The organism is Kitasatospora sp. CMC57, assembly GCF_045866025.2.
Taxonomy (GTDB): domain Bacteria; phylum Actinomycetota; class Actinomycetes; order Streptomycetales; family Streptomycetaceae; genus Kitasatospora.
This window is the reverse complement of sequence record NZ_AP035881.2, coordinates 1,361,315-1,375,899: the sequence shown is the minus strand read 5'-3', so window position 1 is coordinate 1,375,899 and position 14,585 is coordinate 1,361,315. Positions and strand designations below refer to the sequence as shown.

Annotated in this window: 17 protein-coding genes; 10 read left to right on the top strand and 7 right to left on the bottom strand. The window is 73.4% G+C overall.

Annotated elements, in window-relative coordinates:
- Positions 1–17 precede the first annotated feature (17 nt).
- Entirely contained in the window at positions 18–1,298 is a 1,281-nt protein-coding gene (locus ACKUU6_RS06315) for a M20 family metallopeptidase (RefSeq protein ID WP_407987461.1), read from the top strand.
- Positions 1,299–1,325: 27 nt separating this feature from the next.
- On the opposite strand, the gene ACKUU6_RS06310 is transcribed toward ACKUU6_RS06315, so the two are convergent.
- Positions 1,326–1,529 carry a hypothetical protein gene (locus tag ACKUU6_RS06310; RefSeq protein ID WP_407987460.1) on the bottom strand — a complete coding sequence of 68 codons (204 nt, stop codon included), beginning with the start codon at positions 1,527–1,529 and terminating at the stop codon, positions 1,326–1,328.
- 314 nt (positions 1,530–1,843) lie between these two features.
- Here ACKUU6_RS06310 and paaA point away from each other — a divergent pair, with 314 nt between their 5' ends.
- Genes paaA through paaE form a run of 5 tightly spaced genes read left to right on the top strand, consistent with a single transcriptional unit; the run spans position 1,844 to position 5,512 of the window.
- Complete coding sequence (gene paaA / locus ACKUU6_RS06305) at positions 1,844–2,788, top strand: 1,2-phenylacetyl-CoA epoxidase subunit PaaA (RefSeq protein ID WP_407987459.1); 945 nt, start codon at positions 1,844–1,846, stop codon at positions 2,786–2,788.
- On the top strand, positions 2,785–3,072 hold the full coding sequence (paaB, locus tag ACKUU6_RS06300; RefSeq protein ID WP_407987458.1) for a 1,2-phenylacetyl-CoA epoxidase subunit PaaB: 288 nt from the start codon (positions 2,785–2,787) through the stop codon (positions 3,070–3,072). The genes paaA and paaB overlap by 4 nt, the downstream gene beginning before the upstream one ends.
- A 16-nt stretch (positions 3,073–3,088) precedes the next feature.
- The gene (gene paaC, locus ACKUU6_RS06295; protein WP_407987457.1) at positions 3,089–3,970 is read left to right on the top strand and encodes a 1,2-phenylacetyl-CoA epoxidase subunit PaaC; all 882 of its coding nucleotides are present in this window, start codon (positions 3,089–3,091) and stop codon (positions 3,968–3,970) included.
- Complete coding sequence (paaD, locus tag ACKUU6_RS06290) at positions 3,964–4,443, top strand: 1,2-phenylacetyl-CoA epoxidase subunit PaaD (protein ID WP_407987456.1); 480 nt, start codon at positions 3,964–3,966, stop codon at positions 4,441–4,443. The genes paaC and paaD overlap by 7 nt, the downstream gene beginning before the upstream one ends.
- 1 nt (position 4,444) lies before the next feature.
- Positions 4,445–5,512 (top strand): 1,2-phenylacetyl-CoA epoxidase subunit PaaE, encoded by a 1,068-nt coding sequence (gene paaE / locus ACKUU6_RS06285; RefSeq protein ID WP_407987455.1) that lies wholly within the window; start codon positions 4,445–4,447, stop codon positions 5,510–5,512.
- Between the two features lie 86 nt (positions 5,513–5,598).
- Here paaE and ACKUU6_RS06280 read toward each other — a convergent pair whose 3' ends face one another.
- Both ACKUU6_RS06280 and ACKUU6_RS06275 read right to left on the bottom strand, forming a co-directional pair.
- Complete coding sequence (locus tag ACKUU6_RS06280; protein WP_407987454.1) at positions 5,599–6,684, bottom strand: FAD-dependent oxidoreductase; 1,086 nt, start codon at positions 6,682–6,684, stop codon at positions 5,599–5,601.
- Between the two features lie 34 nt (positions 6,685–6,718).
- Entirely contained in the window at positions 6,719–7,090 is a 372-nt protein-coding gene (locus tag ACKUU6_RS06275) for a YbjQ family protein (protein WP_407987453.1), read from the bottom strand.
- Between the two features lie 72 nt (positions 7,091–7,162).
- Between ACKUU6_RS06275 and ACKUU6_RS06270 the strand changes: the two genes are divergently transcribed.
- The 3 genes from ACKUU6_RS06270 (at position 7,163) to ACKUU6_RS06260 (ending at position 10,471) form a co-directional block, all read left to right on the top strand.
- Positions 7,163–8,137, top strand: a complete 975-nt coding sequence (locus ACKUU6_RS06270; RefSeq protein ID WP_407987452.1) for a hypothetical protein — start codon at positions 7,163–7,165, stop codon at positions 8,135–8,137.
- A 108-nt stretch (positions 8,138–8,245) separates the two neighbouring features.
- Entirely contained in the window at positions 8,246–8,962 is a 717-nt protein-coding gene (locus tag ACKUU6_RS06265; protein ID WP_407987451.1) for an aminoacyl-tRNA hydrolase, read from the top strand.
- A gap of 144 nt (positions 8,963–9,106) precedes the next feature.
- Positions 9,107–10,471 carry a serine/threonine-protein kinase gene (locus ACKUU6_RS06260; protein ID WP_407987450.1) on the top strand — a complete coding sequence of 455 codons (1,365 nt, stop codon included), beginning with the start codon at positions 9,107–9,109 and terminating at the stop codon, positions 10,469–10,471.
- Positions 10,472–10,522: 51 nt separating this feature from the next.
- Here the strand turns inward: ACKUU6_RS06260 and ACKUU6_RS06255 are convergent, their stop codons facing one another.
- Both ACKUU6_RS06255 and ACKUU6_RS06250 read right to left on the bottom strand, forming a co-directional pair.
- Positions 10,523–11,233 carry a VC0807 family protein gene (locus ACKUU6_RS06255; protein ID WP_407987449.1) on the bottom strand — a complete coding sequence of 237 codons (711 nt, stop codon included), beginning with the start codon at positions 11,231–11,233 and terminating at the stop codon, positions 10,523–10,525.
- A 43-nt stretch (positions 11,234–11,276) separates the two neighbouring features.
- Positions 11,277–11,885, bottom strand: coding sequence for a TetR family transcriptional regulator (locus ACKUU6_RS06250; RefSeq protein WP_407987448.1), 609 nt, complete (start codon positions 11,883–11,885; stop codon positions 11,277–11,279).
- 190 nt (positions 11,886–12,075) lie between these two features.
- Between ACKUU6_RS06250 and ACKUU6_RS06245 the strand changes: the two genes are divergently transcribed.
- Entirely contained in the window at positions 12,076–12,549 is a 474-nt protein-coding gene (locus ACKUU6_RS06245; protein WP_407987447.1) for a DIP1984 family protein, read from the top strand.
- A gap of 286 nt (positions 12,550–12,835) precedes the next feature.
- Here the strand turns inward: ACKUU6_RS06245 and ACKUU6_RS06240 are convergent, their stop codons facing one another.
- Together ACKUU6_RS06240 and ACKUU6_RS06235 are read right to left on the bottom strand one after the other, a co-directional pair.
- Positions 12,836–13,576: a hypothetical protein gene (locus ACKUU6_RS06240; protein WP_407987446.1), complete on the bottom strand. Its 741-nt coding sequence runs from the start codon at positions 13,574–13,576 to the stop codon at positions 12,836–12,838.
- Positions 13,573–14,481 carry an ABC transporter ATP-binding protein gene (locus tag ACKUU6_RS06235; protein WP_407987445.1) on the bottom strand — a complete coding sequence of 303 codons (909 nt, stop codon included), beginning with the start codon at positions 14,479–14,481 and terminating at the stop codon, positions 13,573–13,575. Before ACKUU6_RS06235 ends, ACKUU6_RS06240 begins: the two co-directional genes overlap by 4 nt.
- Between the last annotated feature and the right edge of the window lie 104 nt (positions 14,482–14,585).

The window sequence follows — 14,585 nt, the reverse complement described above, 5'->3', positions numbered from 1 at the left end:
GGCCGGGGAGGCGCCCGATGAGCCCGCAGTCGGCCGCCGCGCCCGCCGGCCATACCGAGGCCATCGGCCGTACCGCGCCCGGCGGTCGTACCGCCGCCAGGCCGCCCGCCGTCGAGGTCGCCTTCGCGGACGCACTCCCCGGGCTGCCGGCCACGCTGCACTCCCGGGCCCGCACCCTGGGCCGCGCCGTCCGCAGCCGCTGCGCCGACCTGGCGCGGATCGAGTCGCCGACCGGCGACAGCGCCCGACTCAACGCACTGGCCGAGGAGTTGAGCGCGGGCTACGCCGCCACCGGTGCCCAGGTCCGCCGGGTGCCGAACGAGGCCGGGGACCATCTGGTGATGGACTGGCCCGGGCGGGACGAGAGCCTGGCGCCGCTGCTGGTGGTCGGCCACCACGACACCGTCTGGCCGGTCGGCACCCTGGCGGACTGGCCGGTGGAGGAGCGCGACGGCGCGTTGACCGGCCCCGGCGTCCTCGACATGAAGGCCGGGCTCGCACTGGTGGAGGGGGCGTTCGCGCTGCTCGCCGACCTGGGGCAGCGGCCGCACCGGCCGGTCCGGCTGGTGGTGGTCGCGGACGAGGAGCTGGGCAGTCCGGACGGCCGCAAGCTGGTGGAACGCCAGCTGGCCGGGGCGGCCGCCGTCCTGGGGCTGGAGCCGCCGCACCCCGACGGCAGCCTCAAGACCGCCCGCCGGGGCAGCAGCCGGGTCCGGCTCACCGTCATCGGCCGCGAGGCCCATGCGGGAAACGACGCCGCGCTGGGCATCTCGGCGGTGGACGAACTGGTCGACCAACTGGTCCTGGTGCGCGGCCTGGTGAACCAGCCAGGCACCGAGCTGAACGCCGGCCGGATCACCGGCGGCACCCGGGCCAACGTGGTCGCGGGCCGGGCCGAGGCCGAGCTCGGCCTCCGGTTCGCCACCCCCGAGGCCCAGCGCCGCACCCTCGACACCCTGGCGCAGCTGACCGCCTTCCGGCCCGGTGCCAAGGTCCGCGCCGAGGTGGTCTCCAGCCGTCCCACCTGGCCGGTGCGGCCGACCAACCCGCTCCTCCGGCACGTCCGTTCGCTGGCCGCAGCCCTCGGCCAGAACCTCGACGGCGCCCCGGCGGGCGGCGCGGGAGACACCAACATCGCCGGTGCCCGGGGGCTCCCCACCCTCGACGGCCTCGGCGCGGTCGGAGCCGGCCCGCACGCCCGCCACGAGCACATCCGCACCGACCAACTCGCGCCCCGGATAGCGCTGTTGGCCGCTCTGCTGGCCGTCCCGCTGCCCCGCCTGCGCGAGCGCCCGTAGGACAGGACCCGCCCCGGCCTGGTCGGTTCAGGCCGGGGCGGGGGCGTCCGCCAGCAGCAGGGCGGTGAACGCGTCGAGATAGTTGGTCAGTTGGTCCGGCTCGTCCAACGGCAGCAGGCCCGGCAGCCGGGCGGCGAGCTGATCGTGCCCCACCCCCTTGATGGCGCCGAGCCGGGCGGCCACCGGCTCCACCGCGACCGCGGCCGGATTACCCTCGCCCGGCGCGGTCAACGCGGCCTGCGCCAGTCGCCCGGACCCAGCTTGCGACGCTCCTGTTCCATGCCCCGTACTGGCCCTTCGCGATCCGCTGGATGCGCCGGGCCCTGCGGCAGGACGCCTTCGACAACCTCCAGTGGGAGGTCACCGGCAGCCTGCCCCGCCCCGGCCTGCTGGTCGCCCTGGGTCCGGCTGCTCCGTACCGTGCCGGCTCCTCGGCCGTCCTGACGCCGGCGCCGCCGGGGAGTGGCGGCGGCCCGCTCTTGTCAGGGGTGAGGTCGTGGCTACACAATGGTACCGACCGAACGGTCAGTCGGGAGGCGAGTGCGGTGACGGTGTCCGAAGCGGTGGAGGCCCTGGAGGGTCGGTTCGACGCGGTGGTGGCGGCCGAGCAGCGGGTGGAGCCGCGGGACTGGATGCCCGAGGCGTACCGGGCCACGCTGGTGCGGCAGATCGCGCAGCACGCGCACTCCGAGATCATCGGCATGCAGCCGGAGGGCGCCTGGCTGACCAGGGCGCCCTCGCTGCGGCGGAAGGCGATCCTGCTGGCCAAGGCGCAGGACGAGGCGGGCCACGGGCTCTACCTCTACGCGGCGGCCGAGACCCTCGGGGTGGACCGCGCGGAGCTGACCGAGAAACTGATCTCGGGGCGGCAGAAGTACTCCTCGATCTTCAACTACCCGACGCTGAGCTTCGCCGACGTCGGCGTGATCGGCTGGCTGGTGGACGGCGCGGCGATCTGCAACCAGGTGCCGCTGTGCCGCTGCTCGTACGGTCCCTACGCGCGGGCGATGGTGCGGGTCTGCAAGGAGGAGTCGTTCCACCAGCGGCAGGGGTTCGAGCTGCTGATGACGATGATGCGCGGCACCGAGGCCCAGCGCGCGATGGTGCAGGACGCGGTGGACCGCTGGTGGTGGCCGTCGCTGATGATGTTCGGCCCGCCGGACGGCGACTCGCCGAACACGGCGCAGTCGATGGCCTGGCGGATCAAGCGCCACACCAACGACGAGCTGCGACAGCGATTTGTCGACATGACGGTCCCGCAGGCGCAGCACCTCGGCGTCACCCTCCCCGACCCCGAGCTGGTCTGGAACGAGGAGCGCGGCAGCTGGGACTTCGGCGAGCCGGACTGGTCGGAGCTCAAGCAGGTGATCAAGGGTCAGGGCCCGTGCAACGCGCAGCGCGTCGAGCGCCGCCGGGCCGCCCACGAGGACGGTGCCTGGGTGCGCGAAGCCGCCCTGGCCCACGCGGCCAAGAAGGAGAAGAAGCGATGACCAAGGCCGACTGGCCGCTGTACGAGGTCTTCGTCCGCCCCCGGCGCGGGCTCAACCACGTGCACGTCGGCTCGCTGCACGCCGCCGACGACCGGATGGCGCTGCTCGCCGCCCGCGACCTCTACACCCGGCGCAACGAGGGCGTGAGCCTCTGGGTGGTCCCCTCCACCGCGATCACCGCCTCCACCCCGGACGAGCAGGACCCGTTCTTCGCCCCCAGCGGGGACAAGGTCTACCGGCACCCGACCTTCTACGACATCCCCGAGGATGTCCCGCACATCTGACGGGGGAGCACCTCTCATGAGCGACGACCACGTGTACCTGTCCCTCGCCGAGGCCGACCACGGCCCGGAGGGCGAGGCCCGCTGGGCGTACGGCACCGGCTTCGCCGACCCGCTGCTCGGCGTGGACCGGGCCGTTCCGGCGGGGGTGGACGCGGCTGACCTGGCGGCGTACTGCCTGATGCTCGGCGACGACGCGCTGATCCTGGCCCAGCGGCTGATCGAGTGGTGCACCCGGGCGCCCGAGCTGGAGGAGGAGGTGGCGCTCGCCAACCTCGGCCTCGACCTGCTCGGCCAGGCCCGCCAACTGCTCACCCGTTCGGGCCAGGTGGACGGCACCGAGCGCACCGAGGACGACCTCGCGTACTGGCGCGAGGCGCACGAGTTCCGCAACGTCCGCCTGGTGGAGGTCCCGAACGGCGACTTCGGGCACACCGTCGCCCGGCTGCTGCTGTTCGCCACCGCCAGGCACGCGCTGTACCAGCGGCTGCGCACGCACGCCGACCCGGTGCTGGCGGCGGTCGCGGCCCGGGGCGTCAAGGAGCTGGCGTACCACCGCGAGTACGCCGCCGCCTGGACGCTGCGGCTCGGCGACGGCACGGCGTACTCCGCCGAGCGAATGCAGGCAGGGCTGGCGGCGGTCTGGCCGCTGCTGGACGAACTGTTCACGCCCCATCAGGTCGAGTCGCGGCTCGGCGTCGACCCGGCGGAGCTCCGCGAGCCGGTGCTCGCGGAGCTCACCGAGGTGATCACCGGGGCCGGCCTCACCGTGCCGGAGGTGGCGCCGATGGCCCGGATCGGCGGTCGGGCCGGGCGGGACGGCGTGCACACCGAGGCACTCGGCCTGCTGCTGGCCGAGCTTCAGGTGGTGGCCAGGGCGCACCCGGGGGCATCATGGTGACCACGCTGTCCGCCTGGGAGGTGGCCGCCGCCGTCCCCGACCCCGAGCTGCCGATGCTCACGCTGGCCGAGCTGGGTGTGCTGGCCGAGGTGGCGGAGGACGGTCCGGCCGTCACCGCCTGGCTCACCCCGACGTACTCCGGCTGCCCGGCGGTGGCCGAGATGGCCGCCGACGTGGCGGGCCGACTGCGGGCGGCGGGCTGGTCCCGGGTCGAGGTCCGGCTCCGGCTCGACCCGCCGTGGAGCACCGACCTGATCACCGAGGCGGGCCGGGTCAAGCTCTCGGCGGCGGGCATCGCCCCGCCGGTGCACACCGGCCTGCTGACGCTGGGCCGCACCCGGCTCGCGGTGCCCTGCCCGCAGTGCGGCAGCCAGGACACCGAGGAGCTGTCGCGCTTCGGCTCCACCTCCTGCAAGGCGCTCTGGCGGTGCCGGGACTGCCGGGAGCCCTTCGAACGGATCAAGGAGATCTGAGTTGACCACCACTGCGCGCAGGCTCACCTTCCAGGAGCTGCGGATCGCGGAGCTGGAGCCGCTCTGCGAGGACGCCGTCGCGGTCACCTTCGAGGTGCCCGCCGGGTCGGCGGAGGAGTACGCCTTCCGCCCCGGGCAGACCCTGACCCTGCGTCGGATCGTGGACGGCGTGGACGAGCGGCGCTCGTACTCGATCTGCGCGCCGGTGGGCGGGCCGCTGCGGATCGCGGTCCGGGAGGTGCCGGGCGGGCTGTTCTCGCGGTGGCTGGTCCGGGACGCCCGGGTCGGCGAGACCGTCGAGGTGATGCCGCCGGTCGGCCTGTTCACCCCGGACCTGACGGTGCCGGGCCGGCACGTGCTGCTGGCCGCCGGTTCCGGCATCACGCCGATGCTCTCGATCGCCGCCTCGGTGCTGGCCGACGGCGAGTCCGAGGTCGTACTGGTGTACGGGAACCGGAGCAGCGACACGGTGATGTTCGCCGACGAGCTGGCCGACCTGAAGGACACCCACCTGGAGCGGTTCCAGCTGCTGCACGTGCTCTCCCGGGAGACCAGGGACGCCGAGCTGCTCAGCGGCCGACTGGACCCGGAGCGGGTGCGGGCGCTGTTCGGCGCGCTGCTGGACGTGTCCGAGGTGGACCACTGGTGGCTCTGCGGCCCGTACGGGATGGTGGTGGGCGCCAAGGAGCTGCTGGCCGAGCTGGGCGTGCCCGCCGACCGGGTGCACCAGGAGCTGTTCCACGCCGAGGACGAGCCGGTCGCCGAGCGGGCGCCCGAGGAGCCGGACGGCGAGCGCTCCGAGGTGACGGTGGTGCTGGACGGCCGCTCCGGCACCCTGGCCCTGCCGCGCGACCGCTCGATCCTGGACGGCGCCCAACGCGCCCGCCCCGACCTGCCGTTCGCCTGCAAGGGCGGTGTCTGCGGCACCTGCCGCGCCCTGGTCACCGAGGGCGAGGTGGAGATGCGCCGCAACTTCGCCCTGGAGGAGAAGGAGTTGGCGGCCGGCTACGTGCTGACCTGCCAGGCGCGGCCGCTCTCCGACCGCGTGACGGTCGACTACGACCGCTGACACGCCGCCGGGCCACGGTCGGGCCGGCTCGCCGCCGGCCCGGGCGGTGGGCTTGTGTGGCGGTATGAGCACCGCCAGGTGGCTGGTCAGCCGGTCAGGGCGGGGGCTGCGGTGGGGGGTCCGAGCAGCCGGAATATCTCGTTGACGGCGCTGCGCCCGGCTCGGTTGGCGCCGATGGTGGAGGCGGACGGGCCGTAGCCGACCAGGTGGATCCGGGGGTCGTCGACCGCGCGGGTGCCGTCGAGGCGGATGCCGCCGGCGGCGGAGCGCAGGCCGAGCGGGGCCAGGTGCCCGACCTCGGGGCGGAAGCCGGTGGCCCAGACGATCGCGTCCACCGTCAACTCCTGCTCCCCCCAGGCGACTCCGTGCTCGGTGAGGCGGTCGAACATCGGGCGGCGGCGCAGCGCGCCGAGCTCCTCGGCGCGGCGGTAGGCGACCGAGGGGCCGAGGCCGGTGACGCTGACCACGCTGCGCACCGGCAGCCCCTGCCGGACCCGCTGCTCGACCAGGGCGACCGCCGCGCGGCCCGACTCCTCGGTGAACGGTCCTTCCCGGTAGACCGGTTCGCGCCGGGTGACCCAGACCGTCTCGGCGACTTCGGCGACCTCGGAGAGCACCTGGATCGCCGAGGCGCCGCCGCCGACCACCAGCACGCGCTGCCCGGCGAACTCCCCGGGGCCCCGGTAGTCCGCGTAGTGCAGCTGACGGCCGGTGAAGTGCCCGGGGTGGTACGGCAGGAACGGCCTGCTCCAGGTGCCGGTCGCGTTGACCAGCGCCCGGGCGGTCCAGTCACCCGCGTCGGTGGAGACCAGCAGCCGCCCGTCGGCTCGTGAGCTGACGGACCGTACCCGGACCGGCCGGACCACCGGCAGCGCGTGCTTCGCCTCGTACGCGGCGAAGTAGCCGGGCACCACCTCGCGGGCCGGGGCGGCCGGGTCGGGCGGCGGGAGCTCGAAGTCGGGCAGGTCGTGGAAGCCGTGCACGGTGGCCATCCGGAGCGAGGGCGAGCGGTGCGCCCAGGCCCCGCCCGGGGCGTCGTCGGCGTCCAGCACCACGAAGTCCGCGTACGGCGCCAGACCGCGTCGCCGCAGGTGGTAGGCGGCGGACAGACCCGCCTGTCCGGCGCCGATCACCACGACATCCACATCGGTCGTTGCATCGTAAACAGTCACGACAGTGAAACATCGGTCGCGACGGCCGTGTTCCCTACGGCGCGGGCGAGATCACCACGGCCGTCCCGTACGCGCAGATCTCGGTGCCCAGGTCCGCCGCCTCGGTCACGTCGAAGCGCATCATCAGCACCGCGTTGCCGCCGCGTGCCTTGGTCTGCTCGACCAGCCGCTCCATCGCCTGGTTCCGCGATTCGACCAGGGTCTTGGTGAGCCCCTTGAGCTCGCCGCCCAGCATCGACTTGAACGAGGCACCGATCTGGGTGCCCAGGTGCCGGCTCCGCACGGTGAGCCCGAAGACCTCCCCGATCACCCGGTCCACCCGGTACCCCGGGACGTCGTTGGTCGTGACCACCAGCACATCGGCACTCGGGCCCTGCCCGCCGCCGTACTCGTCAAGGTTGCTCATGCGTTCATCCTGCCGCTCGAAGGCGGGCCAAGCCGGTGGACTCGCTCGCGAACAGTCTGTAAACCTTGTCCCATGGGCGAGCGAAGCGATCATCAGGGGCCGGGCGCGGCGGCGGATTCCGGCGATTCCGGTAACTCCGGCAGCTCCGGCAGCTCCGGTGACTCCGGTGCGCAGGAGATCGAGGCGACGGTGGTGCTCGGCATCAGGATCACCGACTGGGACGCGTTGCGGGCCGCCGCCCGCGCCGCCGTGGCGGAGCTGGACTTCGCCGGGGTCGACCCGGACGGGCAGCGGGAGGCACTACTGCGGGAAGTCTCCGAGGACCCGAACGCGGCCCTCGGCGCACTGCTGCACCCGGACCGGCTGGTGGCGGCGATCCCCGGGGTGGAGGCCCTCGGCGGCACGCTGGAGATCGCGCTGACCGACGACTTCGCGCCCGACTTCGCCGAGCTGTTCCCGCTCGACCTGGACGACGAGGAGGGCGGCGGCACCGGGGACTGGACCCTGACGCCGCGCACCGCCTGCCTCCTGCACACCCAGCTGATCACGCTGGCCGACGCGGCCTACGACGACCTGGACGAGCACGAGGGCGACCCGGTCACCGACGAGGAGGAGGCGGACTGGGCCGTCCTGGCCCGGCTGCCCCGCCGGACCTGGAACCTGCACCGGGGCTGGCGCCGCTCGATGGCCCGCACCTTCGACGACCTGGCCGACGACCTGGCGCTCGGCGAGTGGCCGCTGCCGCGCTGCCTCGCCGAGGAACTCGCGCTCCGGCTGGCCCTGGTGGACGCCCGGGAGCTGCTCGGCTCCCAGCCGCAGGCGGTCGCCGACATGATGGGCGACCTGCCGGTCGACCTGTACGACTACGACTGGGACGGCTGCGCCGACGAGCTGTTCGGGGTGTACGGCCCCGAGGAGCAGGGCGATCCCGACCTGGACACCGCCGACCGGACCGACCAACTGCTGGCCGCCACCCACCCGGAGGGCTGGTTCCTCACCTACGAGGACGCGGAGGAGCGCGAGGCGGGGCGGGGATACCGGCGCTGAGCTGCGGTTACCGGTGCGGCGGCCTGCGGCTGCCGGTACCGGGGCCTGCTGCTGTCGGTGTGCTGACCTGCGGGTCGGACGCGGGCCGGGTGCTGGCATTCTGGTGGGGTGACCACGTCTCCCTTCACCGCTCCCAGCACCCCGGCCGCCTCCGACCCGCGCGACGACCAGCCGCAGTACGTGCTGCCGCTGGTGGTCCGGCTGGAGAAGGCCGAACCTCCGGCCCGTACCGACGCGCTGGAGACCTCGGCCCGAGCGGTGCTCACGCTGCTCGCCGACCCCCGGGTGGCCGAGCCGGAGGGGGAGTGGGCGGAGCGGGTGGCCGCCTGGGAGGACGCCCGGATCCGCAAGGTGGTCCGGCGGGCCCGGGGCGGTGAGTGGCGCAAGGCGAACGAGCTGCCCGGCATCACGGTCGTCGGTGCGGCGGCGGAGGTCCGGGTCTTCCCGCCGATCCCGCTGGACGGCTGGCCGAAGGAGCTGGCCAAGCTCCAGGTCTCCGGCACCGATCTGGACGACGCCGAGCAGCCCGGCCCGGTCGAGCCCGGGGTGCCCGTGCTCTGGCTCAACCCGGAGCTGGAGATGAGCGCGGGCAAGACCATGGCCCAGACCGGCCACGCCGCCCAGCTCGCCTGGTGGCGGCTGGACGACGCGCAGCGCAAGGAGTGGGCGGAGACGGGCTTCCGGCTCGCCGTCAGGACCGCCGCCAAGGAGGACTGGGCCGAACTGACGGCCGGTCACCTGCCGGTGGTCCGCGACGCGGGCTTCACCGAGATCGCCCCCGGCTCCTGCACTGTCGTCGCGGACCACCCGGCCCTGCGGGCCTGACCGAGGGTCAGGCTCCCTGGACAACCCACGGATTAGCCGCACCGGGCCGACGGTGGGTGACCCTATGCTGGCCGCTCCCGGTGATCTTCGGAGCGGAAGGCGGACGCGGTGCAGAGCGGCACGGTCGTGGCAGGACGGTACGTGATGGACCGTCCGATGGGCGCCGGCGGGATGGGCGAGGTCTGGGCGGCCGAGGACCAGCTGCTCGACCGGCGGGTGGCGGTGAAACTGCTGCACCAAACGGACGACGACTCCAGGGAGCGGTTCCTGCGCGAGGCGCGGGCCGTCGCCGGGCTGCAGCATCCGGGGATCGTGGTGGTGCACGACTTCGGCGAGTTCGACGGCCTGCCGTACCTGGTCATGGAGCTGCTGGCCGGCCGTTCGCTGGAGGCCCGCCAGGGCGACGGCCCGGTTGCCGTGGGTTGGGCGGCCGAGGTGGGCGCCCGGGTGGCGGACGCCCTGGCCGTGGCGCACGCCGCCGGGCTGGTGCACCGGGACGTCAAGCCGAGCAACCTCTTCCTCACCGAGGACGGCACCGTCAAACTGCTGGACTTCGGCCTGGTCCACGAGCGCCCGCAGGCCGTGGACGAGACCGTCCGTGCCGAACACACCGTCGCGGCCGGCACCTGGGGCTACATGGCGCCCGAGCAGCACCGCGGCCGCAGTGTCGACGCCCGAGCCGATCTGTATGCGCTGGGCGGCACCCTGCACGCCCTGCTCACCGGGCGGCCACCGTCCGGCGGGCCGCAGCTGCGGGAACTCCGGCCGGACGTGCCCAAGGAGTTGGAGCAGCTGATCGACTCCCTGTGCCGGGCCGACCCGGCGGACCGCCCGGCCGGGGCGGGGCCGGTCGCCGACCAGCTGCGCCGCCTGGCCGAACGCCACGGCGGCCGGAAGGCGCCGAAGACGGTGCGTCAGATACCCACGGCCCGCGTGCCGCTGGGGGCCAAGGGGGTCAAGGAGGCCAAGGGGTCGGAGCACCGGGTGCGCCGCGCTGTCCTGGGCGGAGTCGTCTCGCTCGGCCTCGCCTTGGCCGCCGTGAAGGTCGCCAACGTGCCGTACGCCACCTCCGACAGCACCGTCACCCCCGGGTGGGAGCCGAACCACCCGACCGCGAGCCCGCTCCCGGCACAGCTGCACCCCGGCGACTGCCTCTCGTACACCAAACCGGCCGGGGCTCTGGACACGAACCTGGACGCGGGGCTCGGCTGGACCGAGCTCGACTGCGCCCGCCCGCACCAGGCGCAGGTGGTCAAGGTGCTGACCCTCACCGATCCGGCCTTCGCCGCGAAGTGGCACACCGCCCTCGCCCTCCTGCGGAGCGACTGCGACACGGCCGCCACCGAGGCCGAATCCACCACCCACTCCCCGCTGAGCCTCACCCGGTCGGTGGTGGGCCCGACGCAGGCCGAGTGGCTCTCGGGCGCCGGGCGGTTCGCCTACTGCACCGTGCACCACCGGGACGGCGCCGAACTGACCGTTGACCTAGGACCGGTGGCGGGCGGCTGACCGTGGTGTCCGCCGGAGCGGCGCTGGTGTCCCGAGTCCTACGGGCGGCGGTCAGACCTTGAGGTCGTGGCGGGAGACGTACCAGTAGTGGAAGCCGAACAGGGCGCCCAGGACCGCGAGCCACTGGAGGGAGTTGACCAGGGGCACGGTCGAGACGGGGAGGGTGCAGGCGAACACGACGCGGAGGACGGCGTCGGCGAGGAAGCCCGCGCCCCAGACGGCGGTCAGCAGGCGGAGGTGGTGACGGAAGACGGGTTCGGTGCGCCAGCGGCCGGCCCAGGCGGTGGCGGCCTCCTCGCCGACCTTGGAGGCGACCACGGAGCGGCCGGCGCTGAGCATGAAGGGCCGCTGGGTGGCCAGGCTGCCGAGGACCCACAGGCCGGCCACCCCGAACAGCCAGCTGTCGCGCACCAGCAGCGTCCGCGGACTTCCGGTCACCACTGACATCAGTGCCCCGGCGACCAGCAGGACCAGGGTGAAGACCGGCATCACCTCGATCCGGCCGCGCTTGACCAGGCCGTGGACCAGCCAGGGGAGGGCGACCACGCCGCTGATGGTGAGTGCCGCCCACTGGCTGAGGCCCAGGCCGACCATCACGTAGTAGCCACCCAACGGGAGGGCGAGCTCGAAGACCAGGGACTCGATCAGTCGGCGGCGGCCGGAGCGCCGGCGCGGACCGGGGCCGGCGGTCGGAGGGGTGGCGGGCTCGGCCCCGGGCCCGGTGGTCCGCGGCGATTCGCTCTGCATGATCTCCCCGTTCATGGTGATGCCCTTCGCTTCTTGGTGCGTGGCCGGTCGCTGGCGATCAGTGCCGAGTGGTGGGCGGGCGGGTGGCCCGGTCGAAGAGGTCGGCGAGCTCACGGGCAGCGGCGGCGATGTTCAGGCCGGGCTCGGCCACCGCGCGGACGACCAGTGCGTCGATCGCGCCGCGCACCGCCGTGACCAGTACCGCCGGATCGAAGGCGCCGAACTCGCCGGCCGCCTGGGCCTCGCGTACGGCCTGCTCCTGGGCCGCCAGGACGGCCCGCTGGCCGGCGGCGAACTCCACCTGCGACTGGTCGAGCGGGCCCAGCCCGGCCAGCACCGCGATCAGGGCCGCGAGGTGCTTCGGGTAGACCGAGACCAGCTCGACGTTGGACTCGATGGAGACCCGCAACCGCGCCCGGGGGCCGACGGCGGCGGTGACGCGGGGCAGCATGTACTCCTGAGAGACCCGCAGCACCTCGGTGACCACCTCGCGCATCAGGTCGTCCTTGCCCGCGAAGTAGTACGAGATCATCCCGGTGCTGCTCAGCCCGGCCTGCTCGGCGATCCGGGCGAAGGACGCCTTGGCGTACCCGGTCTCCGCGATCACCTCGATCGCCGCCTCGACGATCTGCCTGCGCCGCGCCGACTCCGTGAATGTCCGTCCCATGCCGGGTCACGCCCCGCTCTCTGCTCACCTGAGCAATGTTTTGCTTACCTGAGCAAAACCTTAGGCGTTCTTGCTCGGGTAAGCAAGAACCTTCGCCGCCGGCCCGACCTGACCCGGCCCGCCGCCGGGCGGACCGGCGCTGACGTGCATACTTGCCGGAAGATCAGGAGGACGTAGAGGTGATGACGCGGTGAAGTTGGCTGAAGCACTCGCGCAGCGCGCGGCTGCGGTGCGGCAGGTGGAGCAGTTGCGTACGCGCGTCGTGGGCAGCGCCCGCTACCAGGAGGGCGAGGAGCCGGCCGAGAACGCCGCGGAGCTGCTGGCTCAGGCCGGGGCGGTGCTGGACGAGTTGGAGCGGCTGATCCGTCAGATCAACCGGACCAACTCCACCGCGGTCATCGACGGCGGTGGCACCCTGACCGACGCGCTCGCCCGCCGGGACGTCCTGCGGCTGCGCCACTCGGTGACCACCGCGGCCGCCGATGCCGCCTCCGGACGTGACCAGCGCGGCGCGGTACGGCAGTTGCGCTCCGAACTGCGCATCCTCTCCGCTCTGCCGGTCGCCGAACTCCGCGCCGAGACGGACGTGTTGGCCAAGCAGATCCGCGAGGTGGACAGCCTGATCCAGCGCTCCAACTGGGAGATCGACCTGATCGAGGACTGACCCCACAAGCCGGGTGTGGGAAGCAGGTAGTCGTCACGGAGGCGTGCACACACCGCGGGTCGGCGGTTTATCCGGCCCTTGGCGCGTGAAGAGCAACGCAGGGGTTCGATTCCTCACCAACAGTGCAGCTCAGCACCGCGTACAGGTGACAGGGCACACCGCACAGCTCACCACCACGTGCAGATCCGGACGGCGAGGGCGGGAACGGGGCGCCCCACACCCGGTGCGAGGGGCCGTGCACACCGCACGGCCCCTCGCACCACTGATCACCGAGCTAAGGTCGCCACTAGACGTCCTTCCTACTGAGGGACCGCCAGCCGCCGTACAGGGCCAGGGCGGTCCAGGTCGCCATGATCAGCAGGCCGGTCCAGTGGCCGAACCAGATGTTCGGGTCCCCCTGGAAGCGGAAGGCGTACTGCCCGGCCCGGTCCGGCAGGAACTGGCCTGCCAGGCGTACGCCGGGGATCGCGCTCAGCGCGGTCGTGCCTAGGAAGACCATCGGGGTGATCAGGCCCATCGCGGCGGTCAGGTTGCGCAGCACGGCGGTCAGGCCCAGGCAGAGCAGGACCAGCAGCGGGCAGTACAGCACCCCGGCGGCGAGGCTTCGGACGGTGCCGGGCTCGGCGAGGTCGAAGTTCCAGGCGTCCGTGGCGTTCATCGACAGTGCGCTGCCCGCCGTGATCAGCAGACCGGCCAGCAGGCCGACCCCGCCGCCGAGCAGCAGCTTGCCGAGGTAGAGCCGGCCGCGCCGGGGAACGGCGGTGAGCGAGGCGCGCACGGTGCCGGAGTCGTACTCCTGGCCGAGCAGCAGGACGCCGAAGCAGGCCAGCGCCACCTGGCCGAAGTTGAGCCCGTAGTAGAGACCGACGCTCGGGTCCTCGTGCAGCGAGGTGTCGGCGGCGTAGGCCTTGTTGACGGCCAGCGTGATGCCGACGCTGAGCAGGACGGCCAGCAGCGGGGTGAACCACTGCGAGCGCAGGGTGGTGAACTTGGTCCACTCGGAGCGGAACACGGCCGTGGTGGTCATGCCGCCACCGCCCGGTACTCGACGCTGTCCGCGGTCATCCGCATGAAGGCCTCCTCCAACGAGTCCTGTTGGCTCGAAATCTCGTACAGCACGACTCGGTGTTCGGCCGCGAGGCGGGCGAACTCCTCGCCGGTCACGCCCTGGACGTCCCAGGCGCCGTCGCCCGCCGGTTCGGCGGTCGGGCCCGAATCCCGGAGCAGCCGGGCCAGCTTGTCCGGGTCCACCGCCCTGACCCGGAGCCGGGGGCGGCCGTGCTCGGCGATGAACCCCGCCGTCGAGGCGTCCGCCAGCAGGCGCCCCCGGCCGATCACCACCAGGTGATCCGCCGTCAGCGCCATCTCCGACATCAGGTGCGAGGAGACCAGCACCGCCCGGCCCTCGGCGGCCAGGCCGCGCAGCAGGGTACGGATCCACCGGATGCCCTCCGGGTCCAGGCCGTTCACCGGCTCGTCCAGCAGCAGCACCGGCGGGTCGCCGAGCAGTGCCGCCGCCACTCCGAGCCGCTGCCGCATGCCGAGCGAGAAGCCCTTCACCCGCTTGCGGGCCACCTCGGCCAGGCCGACCTGGGCCAGCACCTCCGCCACCCGGCGGTCCGGGATGCCGTTGCTGCGGGCCAGGCAGAGCAGGTGGCCCCGGGCCGTCCGGCCGCCGTGCACGGCGTGGGCGTCCAGCAGCGCCCCCACCTGCCGCAGCGGGGTGGTCAGTTCGGCGTACGGGGTGCCGTCGATCAGGGCCTGCCCGGCGGTCGGCCGGTCCAGCCCGAGGATCATCCGCATCGTGGTGGTCTTGCCCGCGCCGTTGGGGCCGAGGAAACCGGTGACGGTGCCGGGCCTCACCTCGAAGCTGAGGCCGTCCACCGCACGGGTCTCCCCGTAGCTCTTGCTGAGGCCCTGGATCCGGATCACGGTTTCCTCCCTGGTCGTTGCTGACGGGACCCATTCGACCGGAGCGCGCGCGGTGGCGGATCCCGCCGAGGAGGGGAGCGGCTCCCTCCTGAGAGGGAGCCGCT

What these genes read in the sequence shown, in the direction of transcription:
- ACKUU6_RS06315 (WP_407987461.1), top strand. Translation starts at nt 18, where the DNA reads ATGAGCCCGCAGTCGGCCGCCGCGCCCGCCGGCCATACCGAGGCCATC.
- paaB (WP_407987458.1), top strand. Translation starts at nt 2,785, where the DNA reads ATGACCAAGGCCGACTGGCCGCTGTACGAGGTCTTCGTCCGCCCCCGG.
- paaC (WP_407987457.1), top strand. Translation starts at nt 3,089, where the DNA reads ATGAGCGACGACCACGTGTACCTGTCCCTCGCCGAGGCCGACCACGGC.
- paaD (WP_407987456.1), top strand. Translation starts at nt 3,964, where the DNA reads ATGGTGACCACGCTGTCCGCCTGGGAGGTGGCCGCCGCCGTCCCCGAC.
- ACKUU6_RS06275 (WP_407987453.1), bottom strand. Translation starts at nt 7,090, where the DNA reads ATGAGCAACCTTGACGAGTACGGCGGCGGGCAGGGCCCGAGTGCCGAT.
- ACKUU6_RS06270 (WP_407987452.1), top strand. Translation starts at nt 7,163, where the DNA reads ATGGGCGAGCGAAGCGATCATCAGGGGCCGGGCGCGGCGGCGGATTCC.
- ACKUU6_RS06260 (WP_407987450.1), top strand. Translation starts at nt 9,107, where the DNA reads ATGGACCGTCCGATGGGCGCCGGCGGGATGGGCGAGGTCTGGGCGGCC.
- ACKUU6_RS06255 (WP_407987449.1), bottom strand. Translation starts at nt 11,233, where the DNA reads ATGAACGGGGAGATCATGCAGAGCGAATCGCCGCGGACCACCGGGCCC.
- ACKUU6_RS06250 (WP_407987448.1), bottom strand. Translation starts at nt 11,885, where the DNA reads ATGGGACGGACATTCACGGAGTCGGCGCGGCGCAGGCAGATCGTCGAG.
- ACKUU6_RS06240 (WP_407987446.1), bottom strand. Translation starts at nt 13,576, where the DNA reads ATGACCACCACGGCCGTGTTCCGCTCCGAGTGGACCAAGTTCACCACC.